The sequence below is a fragment of the Amycolatopsis sp. GA6-003 genome (genome assembly GCF_046267895.1).
Lineage (GTDB): Bacteria > Actinomycetota > Actinomycetes > Mycobacteriales > Pseudonocardiaceae > Amycolatopsis.
This window is the reverse complement of sequence record NZ_CP176499.1, coordinates 9,046,455-9,063,444: the sequence shown is the minus strand read 5'-3', so window position 1 is coordinate 9,063,444 and position 16,990 is coordinate 9,046,455. Positions and strand designations below refer to the sequence as shown.

Annotated in this window: 14 protein-coding genes; 9 read left to right on the top strand and 5 right to left on the bottom strand. The window is 71.2% G+C overall.

All coding sequences use genetic code 11. The annotated features are described in order from the left end of the window. Positions 1 to 16: 16 nt before the first annotated feature. Positions 17 to 985: a TerC family protein gene (locus tag F9C12_RS40990; RefSeq protein ID WP_409179688.1), complete on the bottom strand. Its 969-nt coding sequence runs from the start codon at positions 983 to 985 to the stop codon at positions 17 to 19. Positions 986 to 1,404: 419 nt separating this feature from the next. Here F9C12_RS40990 and F9C12_RS40985 point away from each other — a divergent pair, with 419 nt between their 5' ends. From F9C12_RS40985 to F9C12_RS40975, 3 genes are all read left to right on the top strand, one after another. Then, the gene (locus F9C12_RS40985; protein ID WP_409464045.1) at positions 1,405 to 4,272 is read left to right on the top strand and encodes an alpha/beta fold hydrolase; all 2,868 of its coding nucleotides are present in this window, start codon (positions 1,405 to 1,407) and stop codon (positions 4,270 to 4,272) included. A gap of 94 nt (positions 4,273 to 4,366) precedes the next feature. Beyond that, positions 4,367 to 5,305, top strand: a complete 939-nt coding sequence (locus F9C12_RS40980) for an ABC transporter permease (protein WP_409464044.1) — start codon at positions 4,367 to 4,369, stop codon at positions 5,303 to 5,305. 26 nt (positions 5,306 to 5,331) lie between these two features. Next, entirely contained in the window at positions 5,332 to 6,087 is a 756-nt protein-coding gene (locus F9C12_RS40975) for an enoyl-CoA hydratase/isomerase family protein (RefSeq protein WP_409464043.1), read from the top strand. A 272-nt stretch (positions 6,088 to 6,359) separates the two neighbouring features. On the opposite strand, the gene F9C12_RS40970 is transcribed toward F9C12_RS40975, so the two are convergent. From F9C12_RS40970 to F9C12_RS40955, 4 genes are all read right to left on the bottom strand, one after another. Continuing rightward, complete coding sequence (locus F9C12_RS40970; RefSeq protein WP_409464042.1) at positions 6,360 to 6,761, bottom strand: type II toxin-antitoxin system VapC family toxin; 402 nt, start codon at positions 6,759 to 6,761, stop codon at positions 6,360 to 6,362. Beyond that, positions 6,758 to 7,030, bottom strand: coding sequence for a type II toxin-antitoxin system VapB family antitoxin (locus tag F9C12_RS40965; RefSeq protein ID WP_409464041.1), 273 nt, complete (start codon positions 7,028 to 7,030; stop codon positions 6,758 to 6,760). Before F9C12_RS40965 ends, F9C12_RS40970 begins: the two co-directional genes overlap by 4 nt. Positions 7,031 to 7,057: 27 nt before the next feature. After that, a complete protein-coding gene (gene uvrB, locus F9C12_RS40960; RefSeq protein ID WP_409464040.1) occupies positions 7,058 to 9,217 on the bottom strand; it encodes an excinuclease ABC subunit UvrB in 2,160 nt (719 codons plus the stop codon). Between the two features lie 81 nt (positions 9,218 to 9,298). After that, positions 9,299 to 10,624, bottom strand: coding sequence for a DUF5685 family protein (locus F9C12_RS40955; RefSeq protein WP_409464039.1), 1,326 nt, complete (start codon positions 10,622 to 10,624; stop codon positions 9,299 to 9,301). A 114-nt stretch (positions 10,625 to 10,738) separates the two neighbouring features. On the opposite strand from F9C12_RS40955, the gene F9C12_RS40950 reads away from it, so the two are divergent. The 6 genes from F9C12_RS40950 (at position 10,739) to F9C12_RS40925 (ending at position 16,954) form a co-directional block, all read left to right on the top strand. Continuing rightward, complete coding sequence (locus F9C12_RS40950) at positions 10,739 to 11,257, top strand: DUF402 domain-containing protein (RefSeq protein WP_409464038.1); 519 nt, start codon at positions 10,739 to 10,741, stop codon at positions 11,255 to 11,257. 80 nt (positions 11,258 to 11,337) lie between these two features. Continuing rightward, positions 11,338 to 12,093, top strand: coding sequence for a class I SAM-dependent methyltransferase (locus F9C12_RS40945; RefSeq protein ID WP_409464037.1), 756 nt, complete (start codon positions 11,338 to 11,340; stop codon positions 12,091 to 12,093). A gap of 71 nt (positions 12,094 to 12,164) precedes the next feature. Then, positions 12,165 to 13,070: an ABC transporter ATP-binding protein gene (locus tag F9C12_RS40940; protein WP_409464036.1), complete on the top strand. Its 906-nt coding sequence runs from the start codon at positions 12,165 to 12,167 to the stop codon at positions 13,068 to 13,070. Between the two features lie 13 nt (positions 13,071 to 13,083). After that, entirely contained in the window at positions 13,084 to 13,821 is a 738-nt protein-coding gene (locus tag F9C12_RS40935; RefSeq protein ID WP_409179677.1) for an ABC transporter permease, read from the top strand. A 5-nt stretch (positions 13,822 to 13,826) separates the two neighbouring features. Then, positions 13,827 to 15,341, top strand: a complete 1,515-nt coding sequence (locus F9C12_RS40930) for an ArnT family glycosyltransferase (protein ID WP_409464035.1) — start codon at positions 13,827 to 13,829, stop codon at positions 15,339 to 15,341. Between the two features lie 95 nt (positions 15,342 to 15,436). Beyond that, positions 15,437 to 16,954 carry an ArnT family glycosyltransferase gene (locus F9C12_RS40925; RefSeq protein WP_409179675.1) on the top strand — a complete coding sequence of 506 codons (1,518 nt, stop codon included), beginning with the start codon at positions 15,437 to 15,439 and terminating at the stop codon, positions 16,952 to 16,954. Positions 16,955 to 16,990: the final 36 nt, after the last annotated feature.

The window sequence follows — 16,990 nt, the reverse complement described above, 5'->3', positions numbered from 1 at the left end:
TAGCAAGGCAAACGACCTATTTGGCCTCGACCGCCCGCCGTTCGTCGCGCTTGGCCTTGGCCAGGCTCAGCACCGTGGTCACGGTCAGGACCACGACGATGACGCCGAGCGACATCCAGTTGCTGATGTCCAGCCAGTCCGGCGCCAGGTGGTACTCGTGCAGCGCGTGCACCACCAGCTTCGCGCCGATGAAGGCGAGGATCACCGCGAGGCCGTAGCTGAGGTACACCAGCTTCGTGACCAGCCCGCCGAGCAGGAAGTACAGCTGCCGCAGGCCCATCAGCGCGAACGCGTTGGCGGTGAAGACCAGGAACGCCTCCTGGGTGATGCCGAAGATCGCCGGGATGGAGTCCACCGCGAACAGCAGGTCGGCCGAGCCGATCGCGACGATCACCAGCAGCATCGGGGTGATCTTCCGCTGGCCGTCTTCCTTGACCAGGTACTTGTGGCCGCGGTAGTCGTCGGTGACCGGGAAGAGCTTGCGCACCCAGCGGGTGAGCGCGTTCTCGTGGTACTCCTCCTCGCCGCCGCCGTTGCCGCGCAGCATGCTGATCGCGGTCCACACGAGCACCGCGCCGAACACGAAGAAGACCCAGACGAACTGGTTGATCAGCGCCGCGCCGACCGCGATGAACACGCTGCGCATGCCCAGCGCGAGCAGGATCCCGACGAGCAGCACGCGGTGCTGGTGGATCGCCGGCACCTTGAACGAGGCCATGATGACCATGAAGATGAAGAGGTTGTCGACGCTCAGCGAGTACTCGGTGATGTACCCGGTGAAGAACTGGACCCCGGGGTCGTGCCCGGCGAAGATCCAGACGCCGGCTCCGAACAGGACGGCGCAGGCGATGTAGAAGATCACCCAGCGCGCGGCCTCGCCGGTGGTCACCTCGTGCGGCTTGTGGTCGACGATCACCAGGTCGATGGCGATCAGCGCGAGCAGCCCGCCGACTGTCGCGAACCACAGCCACAAGGGGACGGTCATGTCGAAAACCTCCGGATAGTGCGCAGCAGCAACTAACCGGAGGTCTCTCCCGCCGGTGCGAAACCGGCCGACGGTGCCGGGGACCTCGGCGAATGACTCGCCCGGGTCACCGTGCTGACGACACCGCCGCGAAGGAATACTCCCCTCACAGCGTGTTCAGTCTGCCGGTTACAGGGCGCGAACGCCAGCCGGGGTTGCCCACATCACCGTATCGATGGCACCGGCTTCGCCGGTGCGCGCGGGATCGCCTTCAAGCCGACGTTTGGGCCGAGCGACGGGAGGGCCTTCGGCCTGTCCCGCCGCTCGGCCCAAACGTCGGCGCGATCCCGCGGTGGTGGTCCGGTGCCCTCAACCCCGCACCATCAAATCTGTGTGAGGCCGGGTATTGGTTCTCAGGAAGATAGTCATAACGTCGCTTCGTGCCCCGAATCCCGTTTCCCCGCACCCGCGGTTCCCGGCTCGTCGCCGTCGCCGCCGTGGTGCTGGTCGCCGCTGCCGCGGTGACCGTCTGGGCGACCCGCGACCGCGGTCCCGCACCGGTCCGGACCCAGGACGCCTTCGTCTCGATGCCCGCCGGACCAGGGTCCCCCGATCAGGTCCGGATCGACACCACGACCTACTACCCCGAACGCACGCCCGCGCCCGCGGTGCTGCTCGCGCACGGCTTCGGCGGCGACAAGTCCAGTGTGGACCCGCAGGCGCGCGAGCTCGCGCAGCGCGGGTTCGTGGTGCTCGCCTGGTCCGCGCGCGGATTCGGGCACAGCACCGGCAAGATCGGGCTGAACGACCCGGACGGCGAGGTAGCCGACGCGCGGCGGCTCGTCGACCGGCTGGCGGCGAGCCCCGACGTCGCGAAAGGTTCCGGCGGCGCGCCCGAGATCGGCGTGACCGGGGCGTCGTACGGCGGTTCGCTGTCGCTGTTGCTCGCCGGGACCGACCACCGGGTGCGCGCGCTCGCGCCGGTGATCACCTACAACGACCTCGGCCAGGCTCTCGTGCCGAACGCCGCCGCGGCGACCGCTCCGACAGCGAAGACTCCGGCCGCTGGCGCGTTCTCGCCGGACGGCGTCTTCAAGAAAAGCTGGGCGGGCATCTTCTTCTCCGCCGGTTCGGGCGCGGCCGCGGCGAGCACGCCGTCCGCCGAAGCTCCCGAGGCGGGGCAGAAGACCAGCGACAACGGCAGCACCGCGGGAAACAGCGGCGGCACCGCGCCGCAAGCCGCCACGCCACCGGCCGGGGCACGAGCGGAGCGGCCGTCCGCGGATCCGTGCGGCCGCTTCACCGCGGCGGTGTGCAAGGCGTACGCGGAACTCGCGACCACCGGCAAGGCCAGCCCGGAGACGGTCGCGCTGCTGCACCGCGTCTCGCCCTCGTCGGTCACCGGCAAGATCACCGCGCCGACGCTGCTCGTGCAGGGCGAGAGCGACACGCTGTTCGGGCTCGACCAATCCGACGCCACCGCGCGGCAGATCACCGCGGCGGGCGGATCGGTGCGCACGATCTGGTACACCGGCGGGCACGACGGCGGCATCCCCGGCCCGCAGCTGCGCGCGAAGATCGGCGACTTCCTGTGGTCGTCGCTCACCGGACAGGGCGATCCGGGCCACGGCTTCAGCTATGACGTCCAAGGCACGTTGCGCGCCAACGGAACCCCGTCGGTGCGGACGGTCAACGCCGCCGCCTACCCCGGGCTCGACGGCGCCGGAACCGAACGGAAGCAGGTGGCGCTCAGCGGTCCGGCGCAGCCGGTCGTCCGGCCCGCCGGGGCGAATCCGGCGGCGGTGAGCGGGATTCCCGGGCTCAACGGGCTCGCGGCGGGCACCTCCCGGCTGGCTCCGCTGTTCAGCAGCGACCCGCCGGGACAGGCCGCGCAGTTCGCCACCGCGCCGTTCGGCAGCCAGGTTCTGCTCTCCGGTTCGAGCACCGTGCAGCTGCGGGTCGCGGCCGATCCGGCGAATCCGCAGCCGGAAGCGGTGCTGTTCGCGAAGCTGTACGACGTCGGCCAGGACGGCACCCGCGTGCTGCCCGCGAACGCGGTCGCGCCGTTCCGGGTCGCCGGGCTGCCCGCGGACGGCACGCCGGTCGACGTCACGGTGACGCTGCCGGGCGTCGTGCGGCCGATCGACTCCGGGCATTCGCTGCGGCTCGTCGTTGGCACGACGGACCAGGCGTACTCGGTGCCGGCGCAGCCGGGAGTGTTCCGGATCGAGCTCGCGCCGGGTGCCGGGCTCGCCGTTCCGGTGGTGCCCGGTGCGTCGGTCGGCGCTCCCGTGCCGGTCGGGCAGCTGATCGGCATCGGCGCGACGCTGCTGGTCGCGCTCGCGGCCGTCGTGGTCGCGGCGATCCGGCGGCGCCGGGCGCACGACGTCGACCCGGAACTCGCGGACACGCCGCTGGTGATCAAGGGGCTGCGCAAGCAGTACGCGGGCGGCTTCATCGCGGTGCGGGACCTGTCGTTCCGCGTCGAACCGGGCCAGGTGCTCGGTTTGCTCGGCCCGAACGGCGCGGGCAAGACGACCACGCTGCGGATGCTGATGGGCCTGATCACGCCGACCGCGGGCGAGATCCGCGTGTTCGGCCACCGGATCGCGCCGGGCGCGCCGGTGCTGTCGCGGATCGGGTCGTTCGTCGAGGGCTCCGGGTTCCTGCCGCATCTGTCCGGCAAGGCGAACCTGGAGCTGTATTGGGCGGCGACCGGGCGGCCCGCCGAGAAGGCGCATTTCACCGAGGCGCTGGAGATCGCCGGGCTCGGCGACGCGGTGCACCGGCGGGTGAAGACCTACAGCCAGGGCATGCGGCAGCGGCTCGCGATCGCGCAGGCGATGCTCGGGCTGCCGGAGCTGATGGTGCTCGACGAACCGACCAACGGGCTCGACCCGCCGCAGATCCACCAGATGCGGGAGGTCCTGCAGCGCTACGCCGCCACCGGGCGCACCGTCGTCGTCTCGAGCCACCTGCTGGCCGAGGTCGAGCAGACGTGTTCGCACGTGGTGGTCATGCACCGCGGGAGGCTGGTGGCCTCCGGCGAGGTCGGCGAACTGGCGGCCTCGAGCGGCGAGGCCACGTTCCGGGTCGACGACCCGGCAGCGGCCGCGGCGACGCTGAAGAGCATCGGCGGGGTGTCGGACATCGAAACCGAAGGCGATCTGGTGCACGCGAATCTCGACGGCCTGCCCCGCGCGGAGGCGGTCGCGGCACTGGTGCGCGCCGGGGTCGCGGTCGAACAAGCCGGGCCGCGGCGACGGCTCGAAGACGCGTTCCTGCAGCTGGTGGGAGAGGATTCATGAGCGAGGGCAACAGTTTCGGCGGGCTGCTCGGCGATCTGGGCAGCAGCCTGCGCCGCGTCCAAGACCGGTTCCGGCAGTTCGTGGGAGAAGGCTCATGAACGACACCAACGGTTCCGGCGGAGTCCACACCGACCCCGCCGCGCTGCAGGAGCTCAGCGACCTCGCCACCGCGGAACCGGCCGAGGTCGGGCCGGACGGGGCGGTGGCGGGGTACCGCGCCGACCGGACGCTGCGGCTGGGCGTGGAGCTGAAACGGCAGTTCCGCCGCCGGCGGACCCAGCTGGTGCTGGCGTTCGTCGCGGTGCTGCCGTTCATCCTCGTGGTGGCGTTCCAGATCGGGCAGTCGAATCCGAACCGCCGCACCGGCGGGTTCGTGGACCTCGCGACGGCGAGCGCGCCGAACTTCGTGGTGCTCGCGTTCTTCGTGTCCGGGACGTTCCTGCTGCCGATGATCGTCGCGTTGTTCTTCGGCGACACGATCGCGAGCGAATCGTCGTGGTCGAGCCTGAAGTACCTGCTCGCGATCCCGGTGCCGCGGCATCGGCTGCTGCGGCAGAAGGCCGTGGTGTCCGGGCTGCTGTCGATCGCCGCGCTGGTGCTGCTGCCGGTGGTTTCGCTGCTGGTCGGCATCCTCTGGTACGGCGCGGGCGACGCGATCAGCCCCACCGGCGACGCGGTCGGCTTCGGCGACAGCCTGCTCGCGCTGCTGATGTCCACTGTGTACATCGTGGTGCAGCTGGCCTGGGTCGCCGGGCTGGCGCTGCTGCTGAGCGTTTCGACAGAGGCGCCGCTGGGCGCGGTCGGCGGGACGGTGCTCGTGGCGATCCTGTCGCAGATCCTCGACCAGATCACCGCTTTGGAGGGATTGCGGAACTACCTGCCGACGCACTACTCGTTCGCCTGGATCGACCTGATCTCCACCGACATCGACTGGACCAACCTGGCCAGCGGGGTGCTGTCCTCGGTCGTCTACACGACGGTGTTCCTGCTGCTCGCGGGCCGCCGGTTCGCACGCAAGGACGTCACCAGCTGAGCCGGATGTCCGGTACGGTTCGGCGCGTGACGATCCACCTGGAACTCGATGCCGGCGTCGCACTCGTGACCCTCGACCACGGGCGCGGCAACACCCTCGACACCGCCACCTGCAAAGAACTGGTGATCAGACTCGAAGAGGCCGACGCCGCAGGGGCGCGCGCGGTCGTGCTCACCGGGTCCGGCGACATGTTCTCCGCCGGAGTGGACCTGGTGGCGCTCGACGAGGGCGGCGCGCGCTACGTCAGCGATTTCCTGCCCGCGCTGTCGGACGCGTTCCTGGCCGTCTTCGGCTTCCCGCGCCCGGTGGTGGCGGCGGTGAACGGCCACGCCATCGCGGGCGGCATGGTCCTGGCGGCGGCATGCGACCACCGAATCGCCGCGGACGGCCCCGGCCGCATCGGGGTGACGGAGCTGCTCGTGGGCGTGCCGTTCCCGTTGTCGGCGCTGGAAATCCTGCGCTGCGCCTACGGAACGACCCCACTGCCGTCCCTGATCTACAGCGGCGCGACGGTCACCATGGCCGACGCGCTCCCCCGCGGCCTGGTCGACGAGGTCGTGGCGGGCGAGAACGTGCTCGGCCGGGCCCGGGAGCTGGCCACCCGGCTCGGGGAGCTGCCCGCGGAGGCATTCGCGCACACCAAGCAGCAGCTGCGCCAGCCGTACCACCAGCGGATCGCGGAGAACCGCGTGTCCGACGACGCCCAGGTCGAACGGCTATGGCGATCGGAACCAGCACTGACGGCAGTGAAGGCATACGTGGAGAAGGTGCTGAAGCGCTAATCCCTTCGCCCGGCACACTCCTCACGGTCCGGTCCGCGAAGGCGGGCCTGGGAAGCGTTCACCGAGCAGCAGTTGCGGCAGCCGTGCCATCAGCGGATCGGGGAGAACTGGGCCGATCGCGGGAACGGGAGGCTTTCTTGCCTCGGCTCTGCCCGCGCACCCATTGCTTCCGGCGCATGTTTCTGTGAAAGTCGAAGCGAGGGTCCGGGAACCGGGGGTGCCTCAATTCGGAGCGCACCCCCGGGCCGGGGGGTGCTCGCGCGCCGGTCCGGTCAGGTCTCCTCCAGTTTGACCAGCTCCAGGTCGGTTTGCGGGAAGTCGTCGCCGGTGCAGAGCAGCGGTTCTCCGGCGATTTTGGCGGTGGCGTAGCTGTAGCAGTCGCCGAGATTCAGCTTCGCCGGATGACGGCCCTTCCCGAACTGGCTGAAGGCGTCGAGGGCGATCTCGCCGTGTTCCTCGGCGAAGGGCACCACCGCGATGCGGTTTTCCTGCATGAACCTGGCCAGGACCAGCCTCCCCCGGGAACCCAGCCGCATCGTCAAGACGACGCCCGCCTCCACCAAGGTCGGCGCGCCGATTCTCGGCGCGGTCGCCTCGGCGAGGCGTTCTTCGAGCCGTTCGTGACCCGGCTCGCGCAGGAGAATCGCCACGATCGCGGAGCTGTCGAGGATCACCCGCCCTCCGGCCCGAATCCGAGAATGTCTTCTTCCTTTTCCTTGGAGAGCGGCTTTCCCAGCTCCTCCGGCGGGATGAGCGGCCAGATCTCCTCATCGAGCATCCGGCGCAACCGCTTCAGCCGCTGTTCGGCGTCCTCGTGCTTACGCAGCTGGTCCCGGCGCAGCTGAAGAGACTCGCGGACCGCACCGGTCTTCGTGGTGCCGGTCAGTTCGGCCACCTCGGCGGCCAGGCGCTCCGTTTCCGGATCCTTGATGTTCATCGCCATGGTGTAAAGGTACCCGGGATGGTGTAATTACTTGATTCCCGCGGCGTCCATCCCGCGCAGTTCCTTCTTCAGGTCGGCGACCTCGTCGCGCAGCCGGGCGGCCAGTTCGAACTGCAGGTCGCGGGCGGCCTGCATCATCTGGTCGGTCATCTGCTGGATCAGGTCGGCCAGTTCGGCGCGCGGCATCGCCGACACGTTCTTGTCGGTGAGCATGCCCGAGCTGCGGACGCGGTCGCCCTGTTCCGGCTTCTTGCCGCGCGAGGCGTTGCGGCCCGAACCGCCGACCGCGACCGTCTCGTCGGAGTCTTCCGCCTCGCTGTAGACGCGGTCGAGGATGTCGGCGATCTTCTTGCGCAGCGGCTGCGGGTCGAGGCCGCGTTCCTCGTTGTAGGCGATCTGCTTGGCGCGGCGGCGGTCGGTCTCGTCGATCGCGTACTTCATCGAGTCGGTGATCTTGTCCGCGTACATGTGGACCTCGCCGGACACGTTCCGCGCCGCGCGGCCGATGGTCTGGATCAGCGACGTGCCGCTGCGCAGGAAGCCTTCCTTGTCCGCGTCGAGGATCGCGACCAGCGACACCTCGGGCAGGTCGAGGCCCTCGCGCAGCAGGTTGATGCCGACCAGGACGTCGTAGTCGCCCGCGCGCAGCTGGCGCAGCAGCTCGACCCGGCGCAGCGTGTCGACCTCCGAGTGCAGGTAGCGGACCCGGATGCCCAGCTCCAGCAGGTAGTCCGTGAGGTCCTCGGCCATCTTCTTGGTGAGCGTGGTGACCAGGACCCGCTCGTCCTTGTCCGCGCGCTCGCGGATCTCGTGCACCAGGTCGTCGATCTGCCCCTCGGTGGGCTTCACGACCACCTTCGGGTCGACCAGGCCGGTGGGCCGGATGACCTGCTCCACGAACTCGCCGCCGGTCCGCCCCATCTCGTACGGGCCCGGCGTCGCCGACAGGTACACCGTCTGGCCGATCCGGTCGGAGAACTCCTCCCAGGTCAGCGGCCGGTTGTCGACCGCGCTCGGCAGCCGGAACCCGTAGTCGACGAGGTTGCGCTTGCGGCTCATGTCGCCCTCGTACATGCCGCCGATCTGCGGCACCGTCTGGTGCGATTCGTCGATGACCAGCAGGAAGTCTTCCGGGAAGTAGTCGATCAGGGTGGCCGGCGCGGAGCCCGGGCCGCGGCCGTCGATGTGCCGCGAGTAGTTCTCGATGCCGGAGCAGAAGCCGACCTGGCGCATCATCTCGATGTCGTAGGCGGTGCGCATCCGCAGCCGCTGCGCTTCCAGCAGCTTGCCCTGCTTCTCCAGCTCGGCCAGCCGTTCCTCCAGCTCGGCCTCGATGCCGCGGATCGCCTTCTCCATCCGCTCCGGCCCGGCGACGTAGTGCGTGGCCGGGAAGATCCGGACCTCGTCGACCTCGCGCACGATGTCGCCGGTGAGCGGGTGCAGGTAGTACAGCTTGTCGATCTCGTCGCCGAAGAACTCGACGCGGATCGCCAGCTCCTCGTACGCCGGGATGATCTCCACCGTGTCGCCGCGGACCCGGAACGTGCCTCGCGCGAAGGCGATGTCGTTGCGCGCGTACTGCACGTCGACCAGCGCGCGCAACAGCACGTCGCGCTCCACCGTGGCGCCGACCTCCAGCTTCGTGGACCGGTCGAGGTACGACTGCGGCGTGCCCAGGCCGTAGATGCAGGAGACGGACGCGACCACGATGACGTCGCGCCGCGAGAGCAGGTTCATCGTGGCGGAGTGGCGCAGCCGCTCGACGTCGTCGTTGATCGACGAGTCCTTCTCGATGTAGGTGTCCGTCTGCGCGATGTACGCCTCGGGCTGGTAGTAGTCGTAGTAGCTGACGAAGTATTCGACCGCGTTGTGCGGGAACAGCTCGCGCAGCTCGTTGGCCAGCTGCGCGGCCAGCGTCTTGTTCGGGGCCATCACCAGCGTGGGCCGCTGGACGCGCTCGATCAGCCACGCGGTGGTGGCCGATTTGCCGGTGCCGGTGGCGCCGAGCAGCACGACGTCCTTCTCGCCCGCCTTGATCCGGCGTTCGAGCTCGTCGATGGCCGCGGGCTGGTCGCCGGCGGGATGGTACTCGCTGACGACCTCGAACCGGCCGCCGGCGCGAGGCACCTCGGAGACGGGGCGGAAGTCGGACTGGGCGAGGACGGGGTGTTCGGTTGCGAAAGCCACGGGAACCAGGGTAGGCCGGGGCACCGACAATTTCCGCTGCGACCCCGCTGAGCTGCGGATCCTCCGGCCCGGACGGCGGGCTCAGCAGCTGCAGCAGTCACACCCGTCGCAACAGCCGCAGTCGCAGTCGCACCCGCCGCAATCGCATCCGCCGCTGTGCGGTTCGCCGCTCCACGGGCCCGGGTACGGGTCGCGGCAGCAGAACTGGCAGGAGCAGCACATGTACGTCGCGATCGCGCAGCCCGCGAAGAAGGTGCGGCGTTCCGGCGGGACCGCGAACCTCGGCGCCCAGCAGCCGCCGCCCTTGCCGTCCAGCGAACGCGGGTCCTCCGGCGGCTCCGGGCCGTCCGGACCACCCGGGCCGCCAGGACCACCGGGACCACCCGGCCCACCGGGACCGCCAGGACCGCCGGGACCGGGCATCCCGGCAGGCCCGTGCCCTGGGACCGGAGCGCCGTGCCCCGGCCCAGCCGCCCCGATCCCCGGCCCGTACGGCGATTGCTGCGGGGCCGGTCCCGGCCCGATCCACCCGGGCGGCGGCTGCTGGCCGTGCAAGCGGTGGTGCCCGAACGTCCGCCGCACCGCCTGCCGCAGCTCGTGCACCAGTAGCGCGTGCACCAGCGCCGCGTCGGCGAACTCCGCCTCGCGCAGCGCCAGCTCGACCCCGAGCACCGCGTCCGAGCACAACCGGTGCGCCTCGTCCAGCGCGGTCCCCGTGGCCAGCAGCGGATTCCAGGAGCCGGACGCGGCATCGGCGGCCAGGTCCTCGACCGCGTCGAGCAGGTGGGCCACCCGGCCGAACAGCCGTCCGGCCTCGGCGAGCGGCGCGCGGTTGCCGGGGCGTCCGGCCAGCACCGCGGTCTGCGCGAACGCCGCCGACGACGCCAGCTCGGCCGGTTCGGTCGCCAGCAGCGGCGAGTCTCCGGCCCGAAGCGCGCGTTCCAGCTCGCCCTGCCGGCCGGCCGCCTCGGTCAGCACCGCGGTGTCGAAGCCGATCCCAGCCCCCGTCCGGCCGCCCTGCGCGGCCCAGCGGCGCGCGACGAGCCGGGCCGCTCCGGCGACCGGACGCCGGGCGAAAGCGCCGTCCCGGTCGGCGACGTGGTCGTCGACCTTCGCCGAAGCCAGCACCAGCGACACCGCCGCGGCGAGCCGGGCGCCGTCGCCGACCGCGACCGACGCCGGACGCATCGACCGCAGCGGGCACGGTCCCGCGGCGCGCCGGGGCCCGCTCGGCAGCTGCGCCTCGACCAGCGCCGACACGATCAGCGCGTCGTAGTTCGTCACGACCCGGGCGAACTGCCCGTGCTGGTCGCGCAGCGCGAGGCAGAGGCCGCACAGGTGCGCCGTCCAGTCCGCGTGCAGCCGCCCGGCCAGCCGGTGCCGGCAGGGCCTGATGATCCCGAACAACTGCTTGTCCCCCCAGGAGAACCGAACGACCCGCGCACTTTAGCCCCTCGCCCGCACCCCTGACCGGCGTTCCGGAGATTCTCGCGGAAGGCGCGGGCAGGGCAGGATGGGCGGATGACCGATCTGCACCCGCCGAAGGTCGAGACGTTCGACCCGGCCGCCCGCGTGAACATCGACAACAAGGGCATCCGCCGCGACGTGGAGGAGTTCCGCGAGGAGCCGTTCGGCCTGTACCTGGCGCGGCCGGCGCCGGGGCGGGCGCAGTTCCACTACCTCGAGTCCTGGCTGCTGCCCGAGCTGGGCCTGCGGATCACCGACTTCTGGTTCAGCCCCGGCCACGAACGCGACCAGGACTTCTACCTCGACGTGGTGCGCGTGCACCGCGACGGCCCGCGCTGGGTGGCCACCGACCTCTACCTCGACCTCGTGCTCAAGGACAAGATCTCGGTCCGGGTGATCGACACCGACGAACTGCTCGCCGCCGTCGCCGGGAACCTGCTGCCGGAGAAGGAAGGCGAGTACGCGCTCGAAGTCGCCTACGCCGCCGTCGAGGGGCTCGCCGCGCACGGGTACGACCTCGCCGCCTGGCTGTCCACAAAGGACATGACGCTCGGCTGGCGCAGGCATCCCTAGCCCGCGACGGGGGAATTCCCCACCCCGCCCGGCGGTCAGCCGGATTACCCGGGGCGGTTCGCGCGGCCACGATCAGCGGCATGGAACGAACCGCGAACCAGGTGACGCTCGACCTCGTGTGCTCGCTCTACCGCGAGCACACCGAAGCGTTGCGCGCCGCGAAAGACGCCCAACGAGCGCACCGCCGCGCGCATCCGACGATGAAGACGCAGCTGGACGACGTCGAAGCAGAAATCACGTACCTGCTCCTGCGGCACCTGAAACCGGAGAAAGTCGTGGAGATCGGTTCGCTGCACGGCTGGTCCACGAGCTGGCTCCTCCGCGCGCTCGCGGACAACGGCACCGGCAGGCTGACCACGGTCGATCTCATCGGCACCGCCATGAAAACCGTCCCGCACGCGCTGGCCGAGGGCCGCTGGGAATTCCGCCAGGGCGACGCGCGCACCCTCGACGGCGACTGGCTGTCCGATGTGGACTATCTGTTCATCGACGCCGACCACGGCGCGCGCTTCGCGAGGTGGTACCTCTCCGACGTGTTCCCGAAGATCGACGCCGCGGTAAGCGTGCACGACGTATTCCACCGCGCCGCCCCGCTGCCGTTCACCGAAGGCGCTGAAGTGGTGCGCTGGCTGGAAAAAACGCAGACTCCGTACTTCACCGCGGCCCGCGCCCGCGCGAAACACGCGTACGCTTGCCTCAACGAACTCAGGCGCGAACTCGGCGTCGACGCCGCGGTGCACACCGGCCGCGACAACCCGATGATCTACTTCCGCATCCACCGATCGGTGGATGCGCGGGGGACAGCCGGTGGACCGGAAGTCACGCCGTTCCGCTGATCCGATCGGCCCCGCGAGCCGGAATTCTCGAAGGCAGCAACCGCTGCGATTCGAGAGGGGACTCCGGGGCGATGCCGGTCATCGAGGTGCGGAACCTCCATAAACGCTACCGCGGGAAGACCGCGGTGGAAGACGTTTCGTTCACCGTGGAGCAGGGCGAGATCTTCGGGATCCTCGGCCCCAACGGCGCGGGCAAGACCACCACGGTGGAATGCGTCGAGGGCCTGCGCTCCCCCGACGGCGGCGCCGTTTCGGTGCTCGGGCTCGACCCGCGACGCGACGTGCGCGAACTGCGCCAGCGGCTCGGCGTCCAGCTCCAGGAAAGCCAGCTGCCGGACCGGCTGCGGGTCGGCGAGGTCCTGGACCTGTTCGCCGGGATGTACCGCACCCCGGCCGACCCGGATCGGCTGCTGGCCCTGCTCGGGCTCACCGAGCAGCGGAACACCTTCTACCGCAAGCTTTCCGGCGGTCAGCAGCAGCGCGTGTCGATCGCGCTCGCGCTGATCGGCAGCCCCGAGGCGGTGGTGCTGGACGAACTGACCACCGGGCTCGACCCGCAGGCCCGCCGCGACACCTGGGAGCTCGTGGAGGCCGTCCGCGCGGAAGGCGTGACGGTCGTGCTGGTCACGCACTTCATGGAGGAAGCGGAACGGCTGTGCGACCGGATCGCGGTGATCGACGCCGGGCGCGTCGTCGCGATCGACACCCCGGCCGGGCTGGTCGGGCGGGTCGGCGGGGAGCAGCGCATCCGGTTCCGCCCGTCCGCCCCGGTCGATCCGCGGGAGCTGGCCGCGCTGCCGGACGTGCGGAAGGCCGAGCGGACCGGCGCGCATCTCGTGGTGACCGGGGGCGACGGCGCGCTGCAGGCGGTGACGTCGTTCCTCGCCCGCGCCGGCGTGGTGGCGGGCGAGCTGCGGGTGGAACAGGCCAGCCTCGACGACGCCTTCGTCGCGCTGACCGGCCGGAAACTGGACTGAGGGGGAACCGGAAGTGTTGTCGAAGCTGACCGTCGCCGAGGCGAAGATCTTCCTCCGCGATCCGGGCGCGCCCGCCGTGGTGCTCGGGATCCCGCTGGCGCTGGTGCTGGTGTTCGGGCTGATGCCGGGGTCGCGCGAACCGAGCCCGGAGCACGGCGGCCAGTCGTCGCTGGCCACGCTGATCGCGCCGATGGCGGTGGCGATCCTGCTCGGGATCCTCGCGCTGAACCTGTTCCCCGGCGCGATGGCCGCGCACCGGGAGAAGGGGGTGCTGAAGCGGCTGGCGGCGAGCCCGCTGCCGCCGTCGCGGCTGCTGGCCGCGCAGCTGCTGGTGAACCTCGCCGTCGCCGTCGTCGCGATCGTGCTCGTCGTGGGGGTGGGCACGATCGCGCTCGGCATGGCGCTGCCGAAGAACCCGGGCGGGTTCCTCGCGGTCGTGCTGCTGGGCGCGGTGTCGCTGTTCTCCGTCGGCACGCTGCTCGCCGCGTTCGCGCCGACCAGCCGCGCGGCCAACGGGCTCGGCGCGGCGGTGTTCTTCCCGATGCTCGCGCTCGGCGGGGTCTGGGTGCCGAAGGAAAAACTGGCGCCGGTGCTGCAGCACGTCGCGGACATCCTGCCGCTCGGCGCGACGCTCGGCAGCCTGCGCGAGACGGCCGCGGGGCACGCGCCGAACCTGCTGTCCATGATCGCGCTCGCGGTGGTCGCCGTCGGGTGCTCGGCGCTCGCCGCCCGATTCTTCCGCTGGGAGTGACCGCGATGACCACGACACAAGAAGAAACCACGCCGTCCCGTTCGGTCGCCCCGTTCGCCCGGATGCCCGTGTTCGGCATCGCCGCGCTGATGGCGGTGCCGCTGGTGCTCACCGCGAACAACTACGGCTACTTCGGCGACGAGCTGTACTTCCTCGCCGCAGGCCGGCATCTGGCCTGGGGGTACGTGGACCAGCCGCCGCTGCTGCCGCTGCTCGCCCGCGCGATGGACACGATCGCGCCGGATTCGCTGTTCGCCCTGCGGATCCCGGCGATGCTGGCGATGCTCGCCGGCGTCGTGTTCGCCGCGCTCATCGCCCGCGAACTCGGCGGCCGCACCCGCGCCCAGGCCGTCACCGCCGCGACCTTCGCCGCCTGCACGCAGTTCATCGCCAGCGGCCACTACCTGGCGACGTCGACGCTGGACCCGTTCCTCTGGACCGTCCTGCTCTGGCTGGTGGTCCGCTGGATCCGCACCCGGCGGGACGGCCTGCTGGCGTGGGCCGGAGTCGTCACCGCGCTCGCGTTGTACGTGAAATTCCTGATCGGCGGGTTCTGGATCGTCGCCGGGATCGCGCTGCTGATCTGCGGCCCGCGCGAGATGCTGCGCCGTCCGCTGCTGTGGGCCGGAGCCGCGATCGCCGCGCTGGCTCTGGTCCCGACGCTGGTGTGGCAGGCCCGGCACGGCTGGCCGCAGCTCAGCATGGGCGCGGCGATCTCGAACGAGGTCGGCGAAACCTGGGGCGGGCGGCTGTCCTGGCTTCCGCAGGTCATGCTGCTCGCGGGGGTCCCGGCCGGCCTCGTGCTGCTGGGCTACGGCCTCGGGCGGCTGCTGCGTTCGCCGCGGCTGCGCTCCTACCGTTTCCTCGCCTGGACCACGCTCGCGCTCGCCGTGGTGTTCATCGCGGTCAACGGCCGGTCGTACTACATCGCGGGCATGTTCGCTCCGATCTGGGCGGCCGCGGCGGTGGAACTCGAGAGCGGGCGGGCGTCCCGGTGGTGGCGCTGGATCCCCACCTGGCCGGTCTACGTGCTCTCCGCGCTGCTGATGCTGCCCGCCACGCTGCCGGTGTGGCCGCATTCCTGGGTCGCGAAGAACCCGTCGCTGCCGACCCCGGCCTTCGCGTTCGGCGAGGTCGGCTGGCCGGAAGGCACGCAGTCGGTCGCGCGGGCGTTCCGCCGGCTGCCCGACCCGGCCCGCACCGCGATCGTCGGCGAGACGTACTGGACCGCGAGCGCGCTCGACCGCTACGGCCCGGACCTGGGCCTGCCCGAGCCGACCAGCCCGAACCGCGGGTACGCGACACTGGCCGTCCCGCCCGATTCGGCGCGCGACGTGCTGTTCGTCGGGGCCGATCCCCGGCCGTTGCTCGGGCACTTCGCCCATCTCGAGCCGGTCGGCGCCGTGTCCACCGGGGACGCGAAGCCGAGTGTGCTCGACGGCACTCCGCTGTGGCTGGCCAGCGGGAGGCTGCAGCCGTGGGCGGCCATCTGGCCCGAGCTGGCGAACACCGGGACGTGACCGGCGGCACCCGCCGAAGGAGCGCGCGAGGCCTCGCCCGTAGGGTGCGGGCGAGGCCAGCCCCCGATCCGCCGACAGGGAGCAGGATGGATGCCGTGACCACGGCCACCGCACCGAGCACGCCCGGAAGCGCGCTCGCCGAGTTCGCTCGGCGGCCGGTCTTCCTGCTCGCCGCGGGGACCGCCGCCGTGCTCCTCGCCACCGCCGGCCGCTACGGCTACTTCGGCGACGAGCTGTACTTCCTCGCCGCGGGCAAGCACCTCGCCTGGGGCTACGCGGACCAGCCGCCGGTGCTGCCGTGGCTCGCCTGGCTGGCGAACTCGATCGCGCCGGGCTCGCTCGTCGTGTTCCGGATCCCGGCGATCCTGGCGACCGCGGCGGGAGTCGTGTTCACCGCGCTCATCGCCCGCGAAATGGGCGGCCAGCGCAAGGCGCAGACCCGCGCCGCCGCCGCGTACGCGATCTGCGGGCAGTTCGTCGGCAGCGGCCACTACCTCGCGACGTCCACAGTGGACCCTCTGCTGTGGACGATCGTGCTGTGGCTGCTGGTGCGCTGGATCCGCACCCGCGACGACAACCTGCTGCTGTGGCTCGGCGTCGCGACGGCGGCCGGGCTGAACGTGAAGTTCCTGCTCGGCGGGTTCTGGGCGGTCACCGCGGTCGCCGCGCTCGTGTTCGGGCCGCGAGACCTGCTGCGCCGCCCCAAACTGTGGCTGGGCGCGGCGATCGCCGCCCTCGCGTGCGTGCCGACCTTGCTCTGGCAAGCCGCGAACGGCTGGCCGCAGCTCGGCATGGGCGACGCGGTCTCGCGCGAAGTCGAGGAGGCGGGCGGCCGGGCGATGTTCGTGCCCGCGCTGCTCGCCGGAGCCGGCCTGGTCATCGGCGCGCTGGGCGTGCTGTACGGGCTGGCGGTGCTGCTCGGCAGCGCCCGGCTGCGCGCGTACCGCTTCCTCGGCTGGACCGCGGTCGGCGTCTTCGCGATCTTCCTGATCGGCAACGGCCGGTTCTATTACGCGGCGGGCACTTTCGGACTGTTGTGGGCGGCCGCCGCGGTGCACCTGCAGGACCGGCGGCCCGCGTTGTGGTGGCGCTGGGTGCCGACGTGGCCGGTGTTCGTCCTGTCCGCGCTGTACAGCCTCCCCTACGCGCTGCCGGTGTGGCCGGAGCAATGGCTGGTCGAGCATCCGGCCGCGCCGCGCCCGGCGTACGCGATGGAGGAATACGGCTGGCCGGATCTGGCCGCGTCGGTCGCCAAGCAGTACCGCGCGCTGCCGCCGGAGGAACGCACCCGCACCACGCTTGTCACCGGCGGGTACTGGCAAGCCGGCGCGCTCGGCCGGTACGGGCCGGAGCAGGGCTTGCCCGAGGCGTACAGCGCCAGCCGCGGGTTCTGGTACTTCGGGCGGCCGAACGACAACGCCGACACCGTGCTGTTCGTCGGGCGCGAGCCGGCGAAGCTGGCGGCGCACTTCCGGTCCGCGCGCATCGTCGGCGAGGTCGACAACCGGCTCGGCGTCCCGAATTCCAGCCGGCACATGCCGATCTGGCTGCTCGAGGGCCGGATCGGTTCCTGGGCCGGGATCTGGCCGCAGCTGAAGGACCTCAAGGCGTGAGACTCGAAGACCTCCGGGGGGTCAAACTCCACTGGC